Annotated in this window: 20 protein-coding genes; 4 read left to right on the top strand and 16 right to left on the bottom strand. The window is 50.5% G+C overall.

Features of this window, described 5'->3' with window-relative positions; genetic code table 11:
* Window positions 1–133 precede the first annotated feature (133 nt).
* Window positions 134–340 (top strand): hypothetical protein, encoded by a 207-nt coding sequence (locus GJV52_RS12280; protein WP_095502023.1) that lies wholly within the window; start codon window positions 134–136, stop codon window positions 338–340.
* Window positions 341–598: 258 nt separating this feature from the next.
* On the opposite strand, the gene uvrC is transcribed toward GJV52_RS12280, so the two are convergent.
* From uvrC to guaB, 10 genes are all read right to left on the bottom strand, one after another.
* Window positions 599–2,452, bottom strand: coding sequence for an excinuclease ABC subunit UvrC (gene uvrC / locus GJV52_RS12275; RefSeq protein WP_100562957.1), 1,854 nt, complete (start codon window positions 2,450–2,452; stop codon window positions 599–601).
* Window positions 2,453–2,527: 75 nt separating this feature from the next.
* Window positions 2,528–2,866 carry a thioredoxin family protein gene (locus tag GJV52_RS12270; RefSeq protein WP_100562958.1) on the bottom strand — a complete coding sequence of 113 codons (339 nt, stop codon included), beginning with the start codon at window positions 2,864–2,866 and terminating at the stop codon, window positions 2,528–2,530.
* A gap of 123 nt (window positions 2,867–2,989) precedes the next feature.
* Window positions 2,990–3,115 (bottom strand): cytochrome bd-I oxidase subunit CydX, encoded by a 126-nt coding sequence (gene cydX, locus GJV52_RS12265; protein WP_096295327.1) that lies wholly within the window; start codon window positions 3,113–3,115, stop codon window positions 2,990–2,992.
* Between the two features lie 57 nt (window positions 3,116–3,172).
* The gene (cydB, locus tag GJV52_RS12260; RefSeq protein ID WP_095502019.1) at window positions 3,173–4,330 is read right to left on the bottom strand and encodes a cytochrome d ubiquinol oxidase subunit II; all 1,158 of its coding nucleotides are present in this window, start codon (window positions 4,328–4,330) and stop codon (window positions 3,173–3,175) included.
* A gap of 11 nt (window positions 4,331–4,341) precedes the next feature.
* Window positions 4,342–5,883 (bottom strand): cytochrome ubiquinol oxidase subunit I, encoded by a 1,542-nt coding sequence (locus GJV52_RS12255; protein ID WP_095502018.1) that lies wholly within the window; start codon window positions 5,881–5,883, stop codon window positions 4,342–4,344.
* Window positions 5,884–6,011: 128 nt separating this feature from the next.
* A complete protein-coding gene (gene cydC / locus GJV52_RS12250) occupies window positions 6,012–7,646 on the bottom strand; it encodes a thiol reductant ABC exporter subunit CydC (RefSeq protein ID WP_100562959.1) in 1,635 nt (544 codons plus the stop codon).
* Window positions 7,633–9,330 (bottom strand): thiol reductant ABC exporter subunit CydD, encoded by a 1,698-nt coding sequence (cydD, locus tag GJV52_RS12245; RefSeq protein WP_095502046.1) that lies wholly within the window; start codon window positions 9,328–9,330, stop codon window positions 7,633–7,635. The genes cydC and cydD overlap by 14 nt, the downstream gene beginning before the upstream one ends.
* A 239-nt stretch (window positions 9,331–9,569) precedes the next feature.
* Complete coding sequence (ftsB, locus tag GJV52_RS12240; RefSeq protein WP_095503112.1) at window positions 9,570–9,848, bottom strand: cell division protein FtsB; 279 nt, start codon at window positions 9,846–9,848, stop codon at window positions 9,570–9,572.
* 18 nt (window positions 9,849–9,866) lie between these two features.
* Window positions 9,867–11,153, bottom strand: coding sequence for a phosphopyruvate hydratase (gene eno, locus GJV52_RS12235; protein ID WP_095503118.1), 1,287 nt, complete (start codon window positions 11,151–11,153; stop codon window positions 9,867–9,869).
* A gap of 279 nt (window positions 11,154–11,432) precedes the next feature.
* On the bottom strand, window positions 11,433–12,896 hold the full coding sequence (gene guaB / locus GJV52_RS12230) for an IMP dehydrogenase (protein ID WP_095503113.1): 1,464 nt from the start codon (window positions 12,894–12,896) through the stop codon (window positions 11,433–11,435).
* Between the two features lie 226 nt (window positions 12,897–13,122).
* On the opposite strand from guaB, the gene GJV52_RS12225 reads away from it, so the two are divergent.
* Window positions 13,123–13,566 carry a DUF4124 domain-containing protein gene (locus GJV52_RS12225; RefSeq protein WP_095503114.1) on the top strand — a complete coding sequence of 148 codons (444 nt, stop codon included), beginning with the start codon at window positions 13,123–13,125 and terminating at the stop codon, window positions 13,564–13,566.
* A 55-nt stretch (window positions 13,567–13,621) separates the two neighbouring features.
* On the opposite strand, the gene GJV52_RS12220 is transcribed toward GJV52_RS12225, so the two are convergent.
* The 3 genes from GJV52_RS12220 to GJV52_RS12210 form a co-directional block, all read right to left on the bottom strand.
* Window positions 13,622–14,944 (bottom strand): anaerobic C4-dicarboxylate transporter, encoded by a 1,323-nt coding sequence (locus GJV52_RS12220; RefSeq protein ID WP_198511392.1) that lies wholly within the window; start codon window positions 14,942–14,944, stop codon window positions 13,622–13,624.
* A gap of 388 nt (window positions 14,945–15,332) precedes the next feature.
* The gene (locus GJV52_RS12215; protein WP_100562975.1) at window positions 15,333–16,208 is read right to left on the bottom strand and encodes a DMT family transporter; all 876 of its coding nucleotides are present in this window, start codon (window positions 16,206–16,208) and stop codon (window positions 15,333–15,335) included.
* A gap of 92 nt (window positions 16,209–16,300) precedes the next feature.
* On the bottom strand, window positions 16,301–16,660 hold the full coding sequence (locus GJV52_RS12210) for a DUF4870 family protein (RefSeq protein ID WP_100562976.1): 360 nt from the start codon (window positions 16,658–16,660) through the stop codon (window positions 16,301–16,303).
* Window positions 16,661–16,799: 139 nt separating this feature from the next.
* On the opposite strand from GJV52_RS12210, the gene GJV52_RS12205 reads away from it, so the two are divergent.
* Together GJV52_RS12205 and ygfZ are read left to right on the top strand one after the other, a co-directional pair.
* A complete protein-coding gene (locus GJV52_RS12205; RefSeq protein WP_095503116.1) occupies window positions 16,800–17,156 on the top strand; it encodes a RidA family protein in 357 nt (118 codons plus the stop codon).
* Between the two features lie 134 nt (window positions 17,157–17,290).
* Complete coding sequence (gene ygfZ, locus GJV52_RS12200) at window positions 17,291–18,151, top strand: CAF17-like 4Fe-4S cluster assembly/insertion protein YgfZ (RefSeq protein ID WP_095503117.1); 861 nt, start codon at window positions 17,291–17,293, stop codon at window positions 18,149–18,151.
* A gap of 66 nt (window positions 18,152–18,217) precedes the next feature.
* On the opposite strand, the gene ubiE is transcribed toward ygfZ, so the two are convergent.
* The 3 genes from ubiE to GJV52_RS12185 are packed head-to-tail and all read right to left on the bottom strand — an operon-like array spanning window position 18,218 to window position 19,660.
* Window positions 18,218–18,955: a bifunctional demethylmenaquinone methyltransferase/2-methoxy-6-polyprenyl-1,4-benzoquinol methylase UbiE gene (gene ubiE / locus GJV52_RS12195; protein WP_095502595.1), complete on the bottom strand. Its 738-nt coding sequence runs from the start codon at window positions 18,953–18,955 to the stop codon at window positions 18,218–18,220.
* 37 nt (window positions 18,956–18,992) lie between these two features.
* On the bottom strand, window positions 18,993–19,424 hold the full coding sequence (locus tag GJV52_RS12190) for a gamma-butyrobetaine hydroxylase-like domain-containing protein (RefSeq protein WP_095502594.1): 432 nt from the start codon (window positions 19,422–19,424) through the stop codon (window positions 18,993–18,995).
* A complete protein-coding gene (locus GJV52_RS12185; RefSeq protein WP_229437043.1) occupies window positions 19,421–19,660 on the bottom strand; it encodes a cytochrome b6 in 240 nt (79 codons plus the stop codon). The genes GJV52_RS12190 and GJV52_RS12185 overlap by 4 nt, the downstream gene beginning before the upstream one ends.
* Between the last annotated feature and the right edge of the window lie 29 nt (window positions 19,661–19,689).

Here is a 19,689-nt window from a genome sequence, read left to right as displayed (position 1 = left end):
AGACGGCATTTTTAGAATGTCGGATACGAATCGGACGATGTTTACTACGCTGGCACCGACGGTAATAGCGATTGTCAAATTAGATGACATAGGTTAAAGTCCCTGTAAACTAAATATTTTTTCGGGGCTAACCATGTCCACATTCAAGTTGCCTAAAGAATTAGTCGCATTTATCGATGATATTTTCGGCATGTTGGGGCTGGCTTTTGCAGTCCTACTCATATTGGTAATGTTTGCCGTAGGATTTGCCTTCTATCCGATTATCAGCAGTATCGTTGCCGGTCTGTTTGTTATCGGCCTCTTGATGGAATATCTGGGGAAAGGCCGTAAATCGTCTTAGCAAGCGTAGGTCGGATACTTGTATCCGACACTCTTAAAGCTACTAGGCCGTCAAGGCGGCGAGCCGATTGTCAGTAAGGAAAGAAGCATTTTTAGAATGTCGGATACAAGTATCCGACCTACCGTTAGTATAAATTTTATAATAAATAACAAGGCCGTCTGAAATCCGTTTTCTTAAAACTTTTCAGACGGCTTTGTTTATTCCCACATATCACAACAATCGTAGCTCAGATACTTACATCCAACCTTCTTAAATCCACTAATGCAAATGCTCATAAATCTTCTCGGCCAAGGCACTGCTGATGCCTTCCACTTGCGCCAAATCTTCCTTACTTGCTGCGGCCACGCCGCGTAGGCCGCCGAAGCGGGTAAGCAAGGCTTTGCGGCGTTTGCTGCCTACGCCGGGGATGTCGGTCAGCGATGAGGTAACGCGTGCTTTGTCGCGTTTTTTACGGTGGCCGGTGATGGCAAAGCGGTGCGATTCGTCGCGCACGGTTTGCAGCAGGTGCAGCGCCGGGCTGTTCGGCGGCAGGCGGAACACTTCGCCGGTAAACGGTAAAATCAACTCTTCCAAACCGGCTTTGCGCTCGGGGCCTTTGGCAATGCCGATCAGCGGAATGGTCAAGCCCAATTCTTCCCACACGCTCACAGCCACGCCGATTTGGCCTTTGCCGCCGTCAATCAACACGGCATCCGGCCATTTCACGGCTTCGCCGTTGGCTTCAGCCTGCTGCATTTTGCCGTAGCGGCGGGTCAATACTTCACGCATGGCGGCGTAATCGTCACCCGCTTTGGCGGTAGTGATGTTGTAGCGGCGGTATTGGCTCGACTGCATGGCCTGTTCGTCATACACCACGCAGGACGCGATGGTTGCCTCGCCCTGCATATGGCTGATGTCGAAGCATTCTAGGCGTTTGAGGCCGTCTGAATCCATGTTCAACACTTTGGCCAATTCTTCGATGCGGTTTTGCTGGCTACTTTGCTGCAATTGGCGCTGACCGATGGCAATGCGCGCATTTTGTTCGGCCATTTTCATCCAGACTTTGCGCTCGCCGATGGTTTTGGTGACAAACTGAATTTGCCTGCCCTGCTCGTCAATCAAGGCTTGTTGCAGGCTTTCGGGTAAGGTGAAATTGCTGATAATGATGTCGGGCTTGTCTTTACCCAAATAATGTTGCGCGACAAAGGCTTCGGCGTAATCCTGCATATTGGGATCCGGATCGTGGCGCACATCGGGGAAGAAGCTTTTATCGCCGACATGCCGCCCGCCACGCACGCTTACCCAATGGATGCACACGAGGCCGTCTGAAACCACGGCGGCGAGTAAATCGATGTCGTTGGGATTATTCGGATTTTTGCTGTCGATATACTGACGGCTCTGAATCACACCCAAAGCCTGAATCTGGTCGCGATATTTGGCCGCTTCTTCAAAATTTAGCATATCGGCCGCGCGGTTCATTTTATGGTGCAAAACTTGGGTGAGCTCGTCGGTTTTGCCATTCAAAAACGTGGCCGCCTGATTGACATCGGCACGATAATCTTCCTGCGAAATATGGCCGACACAAGGCCCCGAGCAACGTTTAATCTGATAAAGCAGGCAGGCGCGCTCGCGATGCTCAAATACGCTGTCTTCACAAGTGCGCAGCTTGAATACTTTCTGCAAAATCTGAATACTGTCGCGCACGGCATAGCCGTTGGGATACGGGCCGAAATACTGATTCGGCTTTTTCAAGGTGCCGCGGTAATACGCCATCTGCGGAAACTCATGCCCGCTGAACATCAAATACGGATAGCTTTTATCGTCGCGAAACAAAATATTGTATTTCGGCGACAAAGCCTTGATAAAATTGTTTTCCAAAATCAAGGCTTCAGTTTCATTGCGCGTGACCGTGGTTTCGATGTGGTGAACCTGTTTCACCATCAAACGTATGCGTGGCGATAAATCGTTTTTTTGGAAATAGCTCGACACCCTGCGCTTCAAATTCACCGCTTTACCGACATACAATACATTGTTTTCTGCATCAAACATGCGGTACACGCCCGGTAAATTGGGCAGGTTTTTTAGGAATAAATCTAAATTGAAGTCTTGGGTTTCGCTCACGGAACAGCTCATCGGGTAAGGGTTTGATAGATGATAAAGATAGGGATGGAACGGCGGTTTTCAATCTGGCAGTTTTTTTCAGACAGCCTATTTAAAGATTTCCGCATAATCCGTATGCTCAAGTGGCGGCTGCTTAATTTGCTGTTCAAACGCTTGCAAATCGATAAATCTTGCTTGGCGGTGGTATTCCTTACCATGCGCATACAGCAACACCGCCGGAATGGTTAACACTTCAAACACGGCTGCTGCTTCGGTTTGCTCGCTCAAATTGATTTCCAAAGCCGTCAGCGCATGCTTTTCCGCCAAAGTCTGCACGCGCGGTTTTATCGCATGGCACACGCCGCAATTTGTGGCAGAAAGATACAACAAAGCTTCTGGGGCGTTGGCGATGATTTCGAGCGTTTGGGCTAAGGGATAGGTGTTCATTTTAAGCAGGATTTTCTTTCAGACAGCCTCATTATAAGCGATAAAGAAAATGCCGTCTGAAACGTATGAAAACATATTTCAGACGGCATTTTGCTAACTTAGTTGATACGGATGAACCCGTTTTCAGACGGCCTCATCTTCTTTGGCAAACAGCTTATCGCGGTCTTGCTCAAATTCGCCCCACATTGCATTCATGATGGCGAGCAACACGGCAAAGCCCAAGCCCAAAATCCATGCAAAATACCACATTGTTGGTTCCTTTCTTCTTTCAGACGGCCTCAAAATCAATATGCCGTCTGAATCGTGTTAATACGCGCTGTGATCGTTTTCGCGGATGTCTTCCACCGTCACTTTGCCGCTCATTACCTTATACGCCCACGATGTGTAGGCCAAGATAATCGGCATCATGATTGCGGTAGAAAACAGCATCACCACCAAAGTCAGGTGGCTGGAAGTCGCATCCCATACGGTCAAGCTCGAGCGTAAATCGCTGCTGCTCGGCATGATGAATGGGAACAGCGACACGCCGAATGTGCCGATGACACCAATCACACCCAAGGCGGAGAAGAAAAACGCCGCACCCATTTTATCCATGCGTGCCAGCAATGTGCCGATGATGAATCCGGCGTAGGCAATCAGCGGCACCAGCATGGTCAGCGGATATTGCTGATAATTATTGAGCCAAGCGCCGGTTTGTTGGGTCACTTCTTTACCCAAAGGGTTTGGCAGCGTATCGGGGCTGAGTGTGCCGGCAGTCACAACATAGCCCTCCACACCCGTGGCCACCCACCAGCCGCCGATGCTGAATAATAATAGTGTAGCGATTAAAGCAGGCAGCAACACTTTGCGCGTGCGCTGATAAACCACGCCTTCGGTTTTGTTCATCAGGAAAATCGCGCCGTGCAACACCAGCATCGCCACAGACACCAAGCCGCACAATAAGGCAAACGGGTTCAGCAATGCCCAAAACGAGCCGGTGTAAAACGAGCGCATGGTGTCGTCAAAGTGAAACGGCACACCCTGAATCACGTTGCCCAACGCCACGCCGAACAACAAAGCCGGAACAAACGAGCCGACAAACAAGCCCCAGTCCCATGTTTTGCGCCATGTCGGATTTTTCACCAAGCTGCGGTATTTGAAGCCGACCGGCCGGAAAAACATCGCCCACAACACCGCCAGCATCGCCCAGTAGAAACCGGAAAACGCGGTGGCGTAAATAATCGGCCACGCGGCAAAAATCGCGCCCGCGCCGGTAATCAGCCATGTTTGGTTACCTTCCCATGTTGCACCGATGGTGTTCACCACCACGCGGCGTTCTTCATCGGTTTTGGCGACAAACGGCAGCAGCGTGCAGATGCCCATGTCGTGGCCGTCCATCACGGCAAAACCGGCAATCAGAAAACCAATCAAGAGCCACCAAACAAATTTCAGGCTGGCGTAATCAAAGAAATTGACAATATCCATTCTCTGTCTCCTTAATGCGCTTCATTGTCGTAGCGGCCTGTGCCGAGCGAACCCGGCCCTTGGCTGATGTATTTGCGCATCAAATACACTTCCACCACCAGCAATACGGTGTAAAACGCGATAAAGCCCGCCAGCGAACCATACAGCGATGTCACCGATAATGACGATGCCGACAAATGCGTCGGCAGCACACCGTAAATCGTCCACGGTTGGCGGCCGTATTCGGCCAACAGCCAGCCCGCTTCAATCGCAATCCACGGCAGCGGCAGCGAAATCACCGCCAAGCGCAGCAGCCATTTTTTGTGGGCAAACGTGTTTTTCACCGAATGCCAGAAGCTCAAGCCGAATACCAGCAGCATCACCACGCCGCTGAACACCATCACGCGGAAGCTCCAAAACAGCGGCACCACTTTCGGAATGGTCTCACGCGCGGCTTGGTCTTTCATTTCCGGCGTGGCGGCGGCCACATTGTCGGTGTATTGCTTCAACAGCAAACCGAAGCCGAGATTGTCTTGGTGCTGCTCAAACACATCACGCGCGGCGGCATCATCGCGGTTTTGACGCAGCGTTTCCAATGCGGTCACGGCTTGCTGCCCCGATTCGATGCGCTGGCGGTTTTCCGCCACGATGTCTTTAATGCCCGGAATTTCCTTATCCAGCGAACGCGTGCCGATGATGCCCATCACATAAGGGATATGCACGGCAAAATCGTTTTTCATTTCTTGCTCATTAGGAATAGCAATCAGGTTAAACGACGCCGGTGCTGGCTCGGTTTCCCACATCGCTTCCAATGCCGCCATCTTGGTTTTCTGCGCATGGCCGATGCTGTAGCCCGATTCGTCGCCCAACACGATAACCGACAAAATCGATGCCATGCCGAATGCCGCCGCGATGCGGAAGCTCTTCTTGGCAAACTCAATGTCTTTCTTACGCAGCAGATACCAGCTTGACACCGACAGCACAAACATCGAGCCGGTGACATAACCTGCCGATACCGTATGCACGAATTTGTTTTGCGCTTCCGGATTGAAAAACACATCGACAAAGCTGGTCATCTCCATGCGCATGGTTTCCAGATTGAATACCGCGCCGACGGGATTCTGCATCCAACCATTGGCCACCAAAATCCACAAAGCGGAAAGATTGGTGCCCAGCGCCATAAACATGGTCACCAACAAATGCTGGCGGCGGGTCATGCGTTGCCAGCCGAAGAAAAACAGGCCGACCAACGTTGCTTCCATAAAGAACGCCATCAAGCCTTCCAAAGCCAACGGCGCGCCGAAAATATCGCCGACATAGTGCGAATAATACGACCAGTTGGTGCCAAACTGAAATTCCATGGTAATGCCGGTGGTGACACCTAGGGCAAAGTTAATGCCAAACAACTTGCCCCAAAACTGGGTCATGTCGCGGTAAATCACCTTGCCCGTCATCACATACACGGCTTCCATAATCACCAAAATCCACGATAAGCCCAGTGTGAGCGGCACGAAGAGAAAGTGATATAACGCCGTTACAGCAAATTGTAGCCGCGAGAGCTCAATCACATCCATACGAAATACTCCTTATAAATATGCGGTGTTAATCATCAAGAAAATGTGTGGGTAACGTATTCATTAATCATCTGTTTTTCTAATTTTGGTTTCAGACGGCCTTGTCATTGAGGCCGTCTAAACAATGATTAGCTATTTATCTCTAAAATCTGGTCATCCGAATCCTTGGGCAAATGATGGCTGGCGGCAATCAAAAAGCCATCGGCTTGCGCTTCACGCAACGTCTGCCAAATCTGCCCGCGTGTGGCTTCGTCTAATCCGGCAAACGGCTCGTCCAACAGCAAAACAGGTTTTGGCCGCAGCAGCAAACGCGCCAAGGCAATTCGTCTCGCCTGCCCGCCTGACACCGCCGCGCCGTATTCGCCCAAAGGCGTTTGCAAACCCTGCGGCTGCGCCCTTGCCCAATCGGCCAGCGCCACTTGTGCCAACACGCGCCATAAGTCTTCATCGCTGATTTTGTCATCGCCCAAGCGCAGGTTGTCGGCCAGGCTCATATCGAAAATATCGACTTGCTGCGCCAAATAGTTCACCGCCGCAAAATCGTATTCCCGCCCGCTCATGTTCAGACGGCCTGATTGCGCCGCCAACTCTCCAGCCAACACGTCCAGCAAAGTCGATTTACCGCAGCCGGATTTGCCGCGGATAATCAGCGCTTCGCCTGTTGTCAGCGTAAAAGAAACCTTTTCCGCGCCGTTTAATGCACCGGTGTATCGGGCGTAAAGATTTTGAACGCTAATGTGGCTAATATCATTCAAGGCCGTCTGAAGATCGTGATTTTGAATGTCGAAAACCGTTTCAGACGGCATGGTTAATTCGTTCAAGCGGTCGCGGGCGGCGGCGGCAAAACCGTAAGCCATAAATTGCGCCGTCAGAGGCGATAATACTTCGTTCAAGCCGAACACCGCCAACACCATCGCCAGCAATACCGGCACGCTCAAATCCTGCGCTTGCAATAAGGGCAAGGCCTGCCAAATCATCAGCCCAACCACCACCGCCAGCAAACATTGTTGCAACCAGCCATACAATGAAGCCAAAGCTTGTTGGCGGCGCTTCAATTGGCCGTAGGCTTCATCGGCGGCGATAAACTCGCGGCGGCAATCCGCCCAGCACCGCCACAGCAGCAGCGATGTCAGCATCTGCAAAGGCTCGAGCAGCAAAGTACGGCGGGCTTCGGCTTGGTCGGCATCTTCGCGCGCCAGCTTTTTGCCGTGAACGGCAGCCAAGGCAGGCAACACGATTCCGGCCAGCAACAAAGGCAAAGCAACCGCAATCGCCAAACTTGGCGCGACAAAAGCCAGCCACAATAAAAAGGCCGTCTGAAGCAGCAAAGCCCACAACCACGGCATGAAAAAGCGCAGCGGCAGATTGTCGAGCAAATCAATGTCGCCGGTCAGCCGGTGCATGATTTGCGCCGAAACATTGGCCTTATCCCAAGCGTGGGTCAAGTTTGCAAACAGGCAGATACGCAAATCGCGCAGCAGCGCCAACACGGCATTGTGCGAAGCCAAGCGTTCACCGTAACGGCCGGCAGTGCGGATAATTGCCAAAGCGCGGATAATGGCGCCGGGGCGGAAATAGTCGAAGGTGTAAGCCGTTGCCATCGCAGCCAAACCGGCCGCCGCCGCCGCGCTGATAAACCAGCCAGAAACCGCCAGCAAGGCAACGGTTGCCAATAAAGTTGCCGCGCCCAAAGCCCATGCCAGCAACCATTTTTCGGCTTGCGACCGCCACAATTCGTGCAAACGGAATTTATGCTTTTCCATGCTGCGCCTCCAAAATCACCGTTTGATCCAACCAGTCGATTTCCTGCCAATCATGGCTTACCAGCAGCACAGTCTTGCCGCGGCTAAGTGTGTCAAGCAAGGCATAAATTTCAGCGGCAGTTTGCGCGTCCAAATGGGCGCAAGGTTCGTCCAGCAGCCACAAGCCGCAATCGCGCAGCAATAATTGCGCCAACGAAAGCCGCTGCTGCTGCCCGCCCGACAAACCACGTCCGCGCTCACCCAGCGGCGTATCCAAAGCTTGCGGCAATCGGGCAACCACGTCCCACAGGCCGGCTTGCTTCAAAACATGCTGCATCTCTAATTCATCGGCATCAGACTTAGCCAAGCGCAAATTATGGCGGATACTGCCGCGCATCAACGTCGCCGATTGTGCCAGATAAGCGGTTTGCTGCCGCAGTTGGGCAATGTGGTCGCGATGGTTTTTGCCATTAACCAAAATCTCACCCTGATAATCCGCAAAACCAAGCAAGGCTTGCAACAAACTCGATTTCCCGATGCCACTTTCGCCACCAATGCCGATACGCGTGGCAGACGGAATATGCAGCGAAAATTCGGCCAAGCGTTGCCGTTCGCCATCGCTTATGCTGACCTTGTTCAACAAAATTTGCGGCGCATGATGGGCAGTAATGTCATTTGATAGGCCGTCTGAAAAATCATTTGTCTCGGCGTGTGCCAATAAAGGTTGCAAGGCTTCCGCCGCGGCTTGTGCTTGCGCTTTGGCATGGTAATCGCTGCCCAGTTGGCGCAAAGGCAGATAAAATTCCGGCGCCAACAACAAAATAAATAATGCACTTTCATACGGCACCGGCACCACACCTTGCGCCCACGGCAACACGCCGATCAGCCCCAAGCCGAGATACACCGCCACCAGCGCAATCGCCAGCGAAGCAAACAATTCCAATACTGCGCCCGATAAAAACGCCAATGCCAACACGCCCATAGTTTTACGCTGATAGCGCGAAGCCGATTGCGCCACCTGCTTTTGTGCCCAATCCGTCGCTCGCAAACGCCTGAGTGTCGGCATACCGCGCACCAAATCCAAAAAACGCCCGCCAAATTGCGCCAATACATCCAACTGTTCACGGTTTTTATCCGCCGCCATGCTGCCGACCAAAATCATAAACAGCGGCACCAGCGGCGCGGTGAGCAGTAAAAGCCCGGCCGCCAATTTGCTGTGAAAAAATACCGCCGCCACAATCGCCAATGGCGTGATCACTGCCACCAGACTTTGCACATAAAAGCGGCTGATGTAGCCATCGAGCGCATCGACCTGCTCTAACACCTGCGTGCTCAATGCGCCGTCATTGCCGTAGCGATGCCGTGCCGGCCCTAGCGTCGCCAGCGCATCTAATAATTTTGCCCGCAAGCTGCTGCGCGCATCCAAACTGATGTTTTGCAGCAACCTCTCTTTGCCTAAATTCAACAATGGCCGCAGCAGCAAACAAGCCATCAGCCACGGCAAAATACGCACCAACACATCACGGTTAACCGCTGCACCCGCCACCACGGCATTGAGCCAATCGGCAAACAAGTGCGCCAATAATGCGCTTTGCACAATCAGCAAAGCCACCGATACGCATGCCAAAACCACCGGCAGCCACAAGCGGCGGCGGTAAGGCATAAGCAGGCTGCGCAGCAGATTGTCGGAACGCATTCGCGGCATAAAAATTCCCGAGTTGAAAACAACGGCCATCGATCACTAAAGTTTAGCCAAGGATAAGCCGAAAGAATTATGCCATTATATGCCTGATTTGATTTATATCAAACCAAGCAAACTGTAAAAGCATGGAGAAAACGATATGATATTAATAGAAAATATTTATTCGTTTTATAAATGAATTATTCAAAAAGACGAAGGCCGTCTGAATATTCAGACGGCCTTTAATTGAGAAAATAAATTTCTTAACGGCTGCGCTCGATAAAACGGTAATAAGTTTCACCATCTTGCACATAGCCCAATTCCACGCGGGCAATTTCGGAAATGGCTTCTTGGCCGTTGGCCAAATCGTCCACTTCCGCCGCTAAGAAATTATTGCGCAAAGTGAGCGTTTGGTTTTTTTCTTCCTGCACTGCAAGCTGTTCCTTCAACTCATCCGCATGCCCCCAGCTGCCCTTACCGAACCACAGGCTATACTGAAACCATACCAGTGCGATGGATAAAACGATGGTCACCCACTTCATGCAACATACTTCCTATTCTTATTTGCCCAATTGGTAGAAGGCGGCTTTGCCCGGGTAGTAAGCGGCTTCGGCCAATTCTTCTTCAATACGCAGCAATTGGTTGTATTTCGCCATGCGGTCAGAGCGGCTCAATGAACCGGTTTTGATCTGCATGCAGTTGGTTGCCACGGCCAAGTCGGCAATGGTGCTGTCTTCGGTTTCGCCCGAGCGGTGGCTCATCACGCTGGCGTAACGGTTGCGTTTGGCCAAATCAACGGCTTGCAAGGTTTCACTCAAAGTACCGATTTGGTTTACTTTCACCAACAATGCGTTGGCCACGCCTTTTTCAATGCCTTCGGCCAAGATTTTCGGATTGGTCACGAACAAATCGTCGCCGACCAATTGTACTTTACCGCCCAATTTGTCGGTGAGTAGTCTCCAGCCGTCCCAGTCGTTTTCATCCATACCGTCTTCGATAGAGATGATTGGGTATTTGGCCACCAAGTCAGCCAAGTAGTTAGCAAATTCTTCGCTGCTGTAGGCTTTGCCTTCGGCTTCCAAGTGGTATTGGCCGTCTTTGTAGAATTCGCTTGATGCGCAATCCAAGGCAAACAATACATCTTCACCGGCTTTGTAGCCTGCGGCTTCGGTAGCTTCTACCATCAATTGCAGTGCTTCTTCGTGGCTGTTCAGGTTAGGGGCAAAACCGCCTTCGTCACCGACGGTAGTCGGGAAGCCTTTGCTGTCGCACAATTTTTTCAGCGCGTGGAAAATTTCCGCACCGCAACGCAAAGCTTCACGGAATGATTTCGCGCCCACCGGCATAATCATGAATTCTTGAATATTCAAGCTATTGTTGGCGTGTTCGCCGCCGTTGATGACGTTCATCATCGGTACTGGCAAAGCCATCGGACCGGCACCGCCCAAGTAACGGTACAGTGGCAAGCCTGCATCTTCAGCCGCAGCGCGGGCAACCGCCATAGACACGGCCAAAGTCGCATTTGCACCCAAACGGCCTTTGTTGTCGGTGCCGTCTAATTCCAACATGATTTGGTCGATGTAAGATTGCTCGCTGGCATCCACACCAATCAAAGCTTGGGCGATTTCGTTATTGACATGCTCAACCGCAGTCAACACACCTTTGCCCAAATAACGGCTTTTATCGCCGTCACGCAATTCCAGTGCTTCTTTTTGGCCGGTTGACGCACCACTTGGCACGGCAGCACGACCCATTACGCCTGATTCCAACAACACATCACACTCAACGGTAGGATTACCGCGTGAGTCCAAGATTTCGCGGGCAAAAATATCAACGATTGCGCTCATGAACATTCTCCAAATAAAGGGAAGGGAAAAATCGGCTTTTGAAAAGCTGCAGATGTTTCAGACCGCCTCATTAAAGGCCGTCTGAACCAATCAGCAGCAGATTTTCATGAATCTTTTAGCATCGGTTTATTCGTTTATCAAACCGACTCAATCAAACCGGTATAGTTTAACAGTTTTTCAGACGGCCTGATAGCTGGAAAAGACAGATATTGTGCAAAAGGCCGTCTGAAAAGCATTATACAGAAAACTTTTCAAACGGCCTTGATTCAAATTAACAAATTAACGATGGTAATTCGGTGCTTCTTTAGTGATTTGCACATCGTGAACGTGTGATTCGCTCATACCGGCGGAAGTGATTTCCACGAATTCGGCTTTCTCGTGCATTTCATTAATGCTGGCGCAACCCAAATAACCCATGCTCGAGCGCAAACCGCCCATCAATTGATGGATGATGTTCACAATCGGGCCTTTGTACGGCACACGGCCTTCAATGCCTTCCGGCACGTATTTGTCGGTGCTGTCGGTTTTGTCTTGGAAATAGCGGTCGGCAGATCCTTGGCTCATCGCGCCCAGCGAACCCATGCCGCGGTAAGATTTGTATGAGCGGCCTTGGTAGAGTTCGATTTCGCCCGGCGCTTCTTCGGTACCGGCAAACATACCGCCCAGCATCACGCTGTAGGCACCTGCGGCCAAGGCTTTGGAAATATCGCCTGAGAAACGGATACCGCCGTCAGCAATCAGTGGTACGCCCGTGCCTTTTAAGGCTTCGGAAACATTGTGCACGGCAGTCAATTGCGGTACACCAACACCGGCCACGATACGGGTGGTACAAATCGAACCCGGGCCGATACCCACTTTCACCGCGTCCGCACCGGCAGCCACCAAATCCAACGCTGCTTGGGCAGTGGCAATATTGCCGCCAATCACCTGCACTTGCGGATAGTTTTCTTTCACCCAGCGCACGCGTTCAATCACGCCTTGGCTGTGGCCGTGGGCAGTGTCAACCACAATTACGTCGACACCGGCTTCGACCAAAGCTTTGACACGCGCTTCGGTATCGCCGCCGGTGCCTACCGCTGCGCCGACACGCAGACGGCCTTCGGAATCTTTGTTGGCATTTGGGAATTCGGTGTTTTTCAGAATATCTTTAACCGTAATCAAGCCTTTAAGTTCGTCTTGCTCGTTCAACACCAAAACACGCTCAACTTTATGCTGATGCATTAATTCGCGCGCTTCTTCAATGCTGGTGCCTTCGGCTACGGTAACCAAACGATCGCGCGGGGTCATGATGGCCGATACCGGCAAATCCAAACGCTCTTCAAAACGCAAATCACGGTTGGTCACAATGCCAACCACTTTGCCGTTTTCCACCACTGGCAAGCCCGACATTTTGCGTTTGCGTTCGGCACGTTGTTTCAGCAAATCGCCAATCAATACATCCGGCGCCACGGTTACCGGATCTTTCACGATACCGCTTTCATGGCGCTTCACTTTCGACACCGCACGCGCTTGCAGCTCCGGCGTCATGTTTTTATGGATAATACCGATACCGCCTTCCTGCGCCATTGAAATGGCCAGCTTGGCTTCGGTTACAGTATCCATCGCAGCGGAAAGTAAAGGAATATTGAGCGTGATTTCGCGGGTGAGTTTGGTTTGAAGTTTAACGTCGCGCGGCAGCACGGTTGAGTGTGCAGGAACCAATAAAACGTCGTCAAAAGTATAGGCTTTTTCTACGATACGCATGATGCTCAGGCTTTCAGTTTGTGCAAGATGCACGGCATTATAACATGTAAAGAATCTACTTAACAGAATCACTTGCTTATTTGCACTAATTTTTTACAATTTAATCTATTTGCTGCGCAAGAAGCTTATTCCCTACTAAATTTTCGCTGATTTTTATGACATGCCGCTTAAAAACCAAGTAAAATATCGAAAACAACACAAAATACCCTTTTACTCGGAAAACCCTATGAAAACGACTCTAACATACACCCTGCTGACCCTTTGCTTGTCCTTCACTGCTGCCACCGCTTCAGCCAACAGCGTGTACACATGGCGCAACACCAACGGCACCACCACTTATTCCGATGTGCCGCATCGTCTGCAACCGGCGCGCAGCAACACCATGAATGTGCGCACACACACGGTTTACCAGCCGGTTAAAGCAGCGGCTCCGGCTCCAAGCGAAGGCTCGATTGCCGAGCAGCAAAATCAGCTCAATCAACGAATCACCGAAGCCAATAAGCAGATCGAAGCACAAAACCAAAAAATCGCCGAAGACAACCAATCGATGAAAGACGACAACTGCAAAGCTGCCCGTCTCAATCGCGACTATGCCGAATCTGCCCGCGCCAATAATCGTGAAGCATTGAAGCAACGCTACGATGCCGACATCAGCAAATATTGCAACTGATTCACAAATATAAAATGCCGTCTGAAATTTCAGACGGCATTTTGTTTATATTTAATCAAAGAAACATTTTGGCAAACAACAAACCAAAGCCCAAAGAAAATGCCATGCTCAATAAGCCTGGTATCATAAAGCTGTGGTTGAAAATAAACTTGCCGATTTTGGTTGTGCCCGTGCTGTCGAAATCGATGGCGGCAATAATCGGGCCGTAATTTGGGATAAAGAAATAGCCGTTCACCGCCACGAAAGTACCCAAAATGATTTCGGTTGGGATGCCCAAAGAAATCGCAATCGGGAACAAGGTCGCCACCGTCGCGCCTTGGCTGTTGACCAATACCGACAACACAAACAAAGCAAAAGCAAATGTCCACGGCGCAGCTTCGACCAAGTGTGATACTGCTTCTTTCACTTCCGCCAAATGACCGTGCATCAGCGTATCACCCAACCACGCCACACCGAATACGGCAATCACCGCGCGCATACCGGCATGGAATACCGAACCGCGTGTGATGTCGTCGCCATTCGGTTTGCACAACAAAATAATAAACGCGGCTGCCGCCAGCATCACAATTTCAATCGTGTGCGCCATGCCCATCGGCTTGGCTTCTTCGCCAAATACCGGACGCAATTCCGGCAACGCACCCATTATCACCACCAACACCGCTGCCAATAAGAAAATCCCTACCGATAATTTTGCCTGCGGGCTGACGTTGAACGTCTCACGCTCAGATTCATCTACCGCATGGGCGTTCACATAATTCGGGTCTTGCAACAAAGCTTGATAATGCGGATCGTCTTTTAAATCTTTACCCAATTTATTGACGAACACGCAAGCCAAGCCAATGCCCAACAGGGTTGCCGGCATGGTGACTTTCAAGACGTCGGTCATGGTGATGTTTTGCGGTTCCAAATAAGTCACCGTTGCCACCACGGCCGCCGCAATCGGGCTGGCCACAATGGCAAACTGCGACGCAATCACTGCCATGGTCAACGGGCGCGATGGTCGGATGCCGTTGCGGCGGCTTACTTCAGCAATCACCGGCAACACCGAATAAGCCACATGGCCGGTGCCTGCCAATACGGTAAACGTCCACGTCACCATCGGCGCGATAAAGGTGATGTATTTCGGATTTTTATGCAGCACGCGCGTGGCTATTTTAATCATGTAATCCAAACCACCACTGGCCTGCATCGCCGCCGCCGCCGACACCACCGCCATAATCATCAGCATCACATCAATCGGCGGGCTGGTCGGCTCCATGCCGAAACCAAATGCCAACACCGCCAAACCGATACCGCCCATCACACCCAAGCCGATACCACCCAGCCTTGCGCCGATTAAAATACACAGCAGCACAATGGCAAACTGAATGAAAAACATGCCAGACATACACACTCCATTATTGATTAATTTGTGAAAACGTTTTGCCGCTTCGCGTAGTCAAGCAACTTTTATTTATGCTTAAAGAACAAACGCAAAAAAAGCCGGGCGAAAGCACCGGCTATCGTCAACATCAATTTTTTCAATCATACATGAATAAACATAAATAAACAAATTCCTTACATAAACAAAGGCCGTCTGAAATTTCAGACGGCCTGATACCTTCACAAAATCCCTATCTTTGGCACATTTCTTCGTTGCGCGCGGCTCGAAAGCTTGCCTATCTTGATGATATGTCTGCACTTTCTGCGCTGCTACAACTTTGAACTGTACTCAAATCTAGGGTTTTGCAAAGGTCTCAGCCTTTAAAGATTAAATTACTCTCAACTTACATACCGACAAACCCGCGAATCTGTTCCCAATAAAACAAACACGCAATCGCCACCAAAGCTACGCTGATGCCGGCGGCGTTGATGCTGCTGATTTTTTCTTTGAATATCCACGCACCGACTAAAGTGCCCAACACAATCACGCCCATGTTCATGCCCGCGAAAACCAGCGTCGGGTTATCGCTCATGGCTTGGTGCGCGCTGATGTAGGTGACGATGTTTAAAAAGTTCAAGCCGCCGAGCAAGACGCCACCGATGATGCCTTCTTTGGTCCATTTGGTGCCTTTGGAAAACAGATAAGCAAACATCAAAATGGCCGCCAGGCAAAACGCCACCAATAAATTACCGGCAAACGCTGTGCCGCTTTTGGCCACTTGTTTGAACAAAATATCGATCACACCGTAGCCCGCCCAAACACCCATCAGCAAACTGATTTGCGTGGTGATGCTACCCGATTTTTTGCTGCCATCCGCTTTCCACAACAAACAAAACAGCGCCACAAACGCCAACGCAATACCAATCAGACGGCCTTCGGTCAATTGTTCGCCAAAAATGGCAAATGACGCGACAATCGGCAAGAACAGCGACAGCCGCTGCGCCGCATCCGATTTGACGATGCCGACACTTTCCACCGCCTTACCCATAATCACAAATACGCTCGGCAGCAACACGCCCAATGCGGCAAACAGCCACCACGTCGGCAAAAAGCCTGCCAGATTGCTCAAATCCGGCTTCAACACCATCATCGTCAGCGTAATCGCCACAATATAATTCACAGCCACTGCTTGCTCGATTTTGATTTTCTGTTTGCGCGCTACCTTCAGCAACACCGACACCAACACGCTGCACACAATACTGGCAACAAGATAATGCATATTTTCTTTCTCATTCAAAGGGCTAAAACAAACTTCAAACGGCCTTTAATCAAATAAAGGCCGTCTGAAAAATAAGCGGATTAAATGTAGATTTATAACCAGCCGTCAGGTGAGACCGGCTTGCCGTCATACAGTTTCACAAAGCCGGCAACCACGCGGTAAATAAACCACAAGCTCACGATAAATAAGAACACCAAACCGATGCCAATAGACATCGTCGCCGCGCCGATAATATAGCAAATCACGCATACCCAAAATGTTTTGATCAGGTAGCTGATGTGATGCTCGTAAACCGTGCCGCGCATGTCGTCGCGCTTTACATAAGCCAGAATCACGCCGATGATGCATGAAAATGCGGTGAAAATGGTCAACGCATACAGGCCGTAAATCACCATCATATAAGTTCGGCGGTTGTCGTTGGCTGGTGTTTGGGTAGGAATAATGTCGTTCATTTTTGCCCCTGAAATTTGAATTTTGCGGATGTTGATATTATAGTGACTTAAATTTTTAAGAAGCGCCAGCCTTGTGCCGACCTTCGGTGAAACTTTGTTTACTATATCATACATCACTTTTAAAATCAGGAGTTCCGACATGAGCATTGAATATTTCGGCCAACACGCCCGCCTATCCGAAGCCACCGTAGCCAATGGCTTCGTGTTCCTATCCGGCATGGTGCCTGAAAACACCGAACAAGCCGATGCGAAAACGCAGACCGCCGATGTGTTGGCGCAAATTGACTCATGGTTACAACAATGCGGCTCCAGCAAACAACATATTGTCGAAGCCACCATTTATCTGACCGATATGGCCGACTACGCCGCAATGAATGAAGCTTGGGATGCATGGGTTGATCCCAAGCATTCCCCTGCCCGCGCCTGCGTAGAAGCCAAACTGGCCAAACCAGAATGGAAAGTCGAAATCAAGGTTTCAGCAGTTCAGGCGAAATAATAATTTCAGGCCGTCTGAAAACATCAGCAAATATTCAGACGGCCTGAGAGATTTGGTCTTTATTTTGATGATAACGACCCCATATCATCCCCATTGCAAACCTTATTTCTGACTGTTATCAAGGAATCCCCACCATGCAAACCCGCCTGCCTTTCTTCGGCGTTGTCCGTGTCAGCGGTGACGACCGAGCCGATTTTTTACACAATCAATTGTCAAACGACATTCAAAACCTAGCCACCGGCCAAGCCTGTTACGCCACTTACAACACAGCCAAAGGCCGCGTATTAGCCAATATGATCGTGCTCAACCGCGGCGATGATTTGCTGCTGGTGATGGCGCAGGATTTGATTGAACCGATTATTAAAAAATTGCGCATGTATGTGCTTCGCGCCAAAGTGGTGTTTGAGCCCTTGGCCGATTTTGCCGTGGTCGGAGAATTGGCTGATGATGCCAAAGCCGTGATTGCCGCCGAGCCGAGCTTGGCTTTTGCCGCTGAAAACCAAAACGATGTTTGGTGCATTCATCTGCCGCACACAGGCCGTCTGAAAGTCGGTTTGGCAGAACAATTACCACCACACGACGCAGCCGCAGAGAATGCTTGGAATCTGCACGAAATCTGCAGCGGCTACGCTTGGATTTCTGCCGCCACCAAAGAAACCGCTGTGGCGCAAATGCTCAACCAACACATTATCGGCGGCGTTCATTTCCGTAAAGGCTGCTATCCGGGTCAGGAAATTATCGCGCGCGCCCAATACCGCGGCCAAGTGAAACGCGGTTTGGCCGTATTGAGCGGCAACTCATTAGAAGCGGCGGGCATTGCGGTGCAAGTCGGTGGCGAAGAAGCCGGCCAAATCATCAATACCGCCTTCACCGACAACGGCAGCTTAAGCTTAGCCGTGATTAAATTTTCCGCTGCCGATGCAGCATTAACCGATGCCGATGGCAATGCTTTAGCGGTAGAACAATTATTTTTTACGGTTGAGCCGAAAGAATAAGTAAGATCAATAAAGGCCGTCTGAAATTCAGACGGCCTTTATTGATTGGTTCACACCAACCTAAAATTAAAACTTCACACCTTTATGCAAGGCCACAATGCCCGCGCTCATGTTGTGGTAATCCACGCTATCGAAGCCGGCTTCCAGCATCATTTGCTTCAGCGTTTCTTGATCAGGGTGCATGCGGATGGATTCGGCTAAGTATTGGTAGCTGTCAGCATCTTTGGCAATCAGCTTGCCCATCACCGGCAGCAATTTAAACGAATATAAATCGTATGCGCCGGATAATGGCTTGTAAACTTTAGAAAATTCCAATACCAGCAGCGTGCCGCCCGGTTTCAATACACGGTACATTTCTTTCAATGCGGCATCTTTGTGTGTCATGTTGCGCAAACCAAACGCCACCGAAACTAAGTTGAAATAGTTATCCGGAAACGGCAATTTTTCCGCATCGGCCAGCGATACCGGCAAAATCAAACCTTCGTTGAGCAAACGGTCGCGACCAACGGTGAGCATTGATGAATTGATGTCGGTCAGCCACACTTCGCCTTCTTTACCCACGCGTTTTGCCCAACCGCGCGACAAGTCGCCTGTACCACCGGCGATGTCCAACACTTTATCGCCTTTTTTCAAACGCGCGGTATTGATGGTGAAATGCTTCCACACACGGTGCAAACCGCCCGACATCACGTCATTCATGATGTCGTAGTTTTTCGCTACCGAGTGGAACACTTCGGCAACTTTGCCGGCTTTTTCATCTTCATCGACGGTTGAAAAACCGAAGTGGGTTTTGTGGTCGCTCATAATCTGCTTTCTTCAATGGAATAGGTTGTGTCTCTGCTTAATGGCTGCAACCGCAGCTGCCGCCGCCACAAGAATGACCGGCTTTGGCTTGCGCCGCCAAATCTTCGGCTGTCGGAATACGTGATGCACCTGCCAATTCAATGCGGCGCAAGTAATCGGCCCACATTTCATCATATTGGTAGGCCAATTTGTGTAAATACGGCCAATCATACAAACCACTGTCGTGGCCGTCTGAAAAAGTGATTTTCAGTGCATACTGGCCGACCGGCTCCAAGCCCATAATGGTGACATCGGCTTTGCCTGTTTGTAAAACTTCCTGCCCCGGCGCATGGCCGCGCACTTCAGCGCTGGGTGAATACACGCGCAAAAATTCGGCCGGCAGGCTTTTGTGTTCGCCATTGTAAACCAAAGTCAGGGCGACGCGGCCGTTTTGCAGGCGGATTTCTTCGGGGATTTGGTGTTCGCTCATTTGATTACTTTCGTACTGTTTTTACGCAGCATAGCCACTCTGATGGAAAAAATGCCGCCCAAAACAGCAAACAGCACCAGCGCATACAACGAAACGCGCATGGCCATAATTTGATGATTCATGCTCAAGCCCAAAGGCGCAACCATTAACACGACAAACACCAAAAACGTCAACATCATCAACGCAATACACACAAACGCATAACGCGTGTTGGCTTGAATTTTCGGATTAGTCATCATGGCAGCCGATGGGATGAAAACGGTAT

Source organism: Neisseria brasiliensis, assembly GCF_009671065.1.
Classification (GTDB): Bacteria; Pseudomonadota; Gammaproteobacteria; order Burkholderiales; family Neisseriaceae; genus Neisseria; species Neisseria brasiliensis.
The sequence above is the reverse complement of the archived record's forward strand: the minus strand, read 5'-3'. Positions and strand labels throughout refer to the sequence as shown.

Excerpts from the sequence above, each read along its gene's own strand:
- GJV52_RS12185 (WP_229437043.1), bottom strand. The coding sequence starts at position 19,660 with ATGACTAATCCGAAAATTCAAGCCAACACGCGTTATGCGTTTGTGTGT.
- cydC (WP_100562959.1), bottom strand. The coding sequence starts at position 7,646 with ATGGAAAAGCATAAATTCCGTTTGCACGAATTGTGGCGGTCGCAAGCC.
- guaB (WP_095503113.1), bottom strand. The coding sequence starts at position 12,896 with ATGCGTATCGTAGAAAAAGCCTATACTTTTGACGACGTTTTATTGGTT.
- ygfZ (WP_095503117.1), top strand. The coding sequence starts at position 17,291 with ATGCAAACCCGCCTGCCTTTCTTCGGCGTTGTCCGTGTCAGCGGTGAC.
- GJV52_RS12215 (WP_100562975.1), bottom strand. The coding sequence starts at position 16,208 with ATGCATTATCTTGTTGCCAGTATTGTGTGCAGCGTGTTGGTGTCGGTG.
- uvrC (WP_100562957.1), bottom strand. The coding sequence starts at position 2,452 with ATGAGCTGTTCCGTGAGCGAAACCCAAGACTTCAATTTAGATTTATTC.
- cydD (WP_095502046.1), bottom strand. The coding sequence starts at position 9,330 with ATGCCGCGAATGCGTTCCGACAATCTGCTGCGCAGCCTGCTTATGCCT.
- GJV52_RS12210 (WP_100562976.1), bottom strand. The coding sequence starts at position 16,660 with ATGAACGACATTATTCCTACCCAAACACCAGCCAACGACAACCGCCGA.
- GJV52_RS12225 (WP_095503114.1), top strand. The coding sequence starts at position 13,123 with ATGAAAACGACTCTAACATACACCCTGCTGACCCTTTGCTTGTCCTTC.
- ftsB (WP_095503112.1), bottom strand. The coding sequence starts at position 9,848 with ATGAAGTGGGTGACCATCGTTTTATCCATCGCACTGGTATGGTTTCAG.
- GJV52_RS12280 (WP_095502023.1), top strand. The coding sequence starts at position 134 with ATGTCCACATTCAAGTTGCCTAAAGAATTAGTCGCATTTATCGATGAT.
- cydB (WP_095502019.1), bottom strand. The coding sequence starts at position 4,330 with ATGGATATTGTCAATTTCTTTGATTACGCCAGCCTGAAATTTGTTTGG.
- GJV52_RS12255 (WP_095502018.1), bottom strand. The coding sequence starts at position 5,883 with ATGGATGTGATTGAGCTCTCGCGGCTACAATTTGCTGTAACGGCGTTA.
- GJV52_RS12220 (WP_198511392.1), bottom strand. The coding sequence starts at position 14,944 with ATGTTTTTCATTCAGTTTGCCATTGTGCTGCTGTGTATTTTAATCGGC.
- ubiE (WP_095502595.1), bottom strand. The coding sequence starts at position 18,955 with ATGAGCGACCACAAAACCCACTTCGGTTTTTCAACCGTCGATGAAGAT.
- cydX (WP_096295327.1), bottom strand. The coding sequence starts at position 3,115 with ATGTGGTATTTTGCATGGATTTTGGGCTTGGGCTTTGCCGTGTTGCTC.
- GJV52_RS12270 (WP_100562958.1), bottom strand. The coding sequence starts at position 2,866 with ATGAACACCTATCCCTTAGCCCAAACGCTCGAAATCATCGCCAACGCC.
- GJV52_RS12205 (WP_095503116.1), top strand. The coding sequence starts at position 16,800 with ATGAGCATTGAATATTTCGGCCAACACGCCCGCCTATCCGAAGCCACC.
- GJV52_RS12190 (WP_095502594.1), bottom strand. The coding sequence starts at position 19,424 with ATGAGCGAACACCAAATCCCCGAAGAAATCCGCCTGCAAAACGGCCGC.
- eno (WP_095503118.1), bottom strand. The coding sequence starts at position 11,153 with ATGAGCGCAATCGTTGATATTTTTGCCCGCGAAATCTTGGACTCACGC.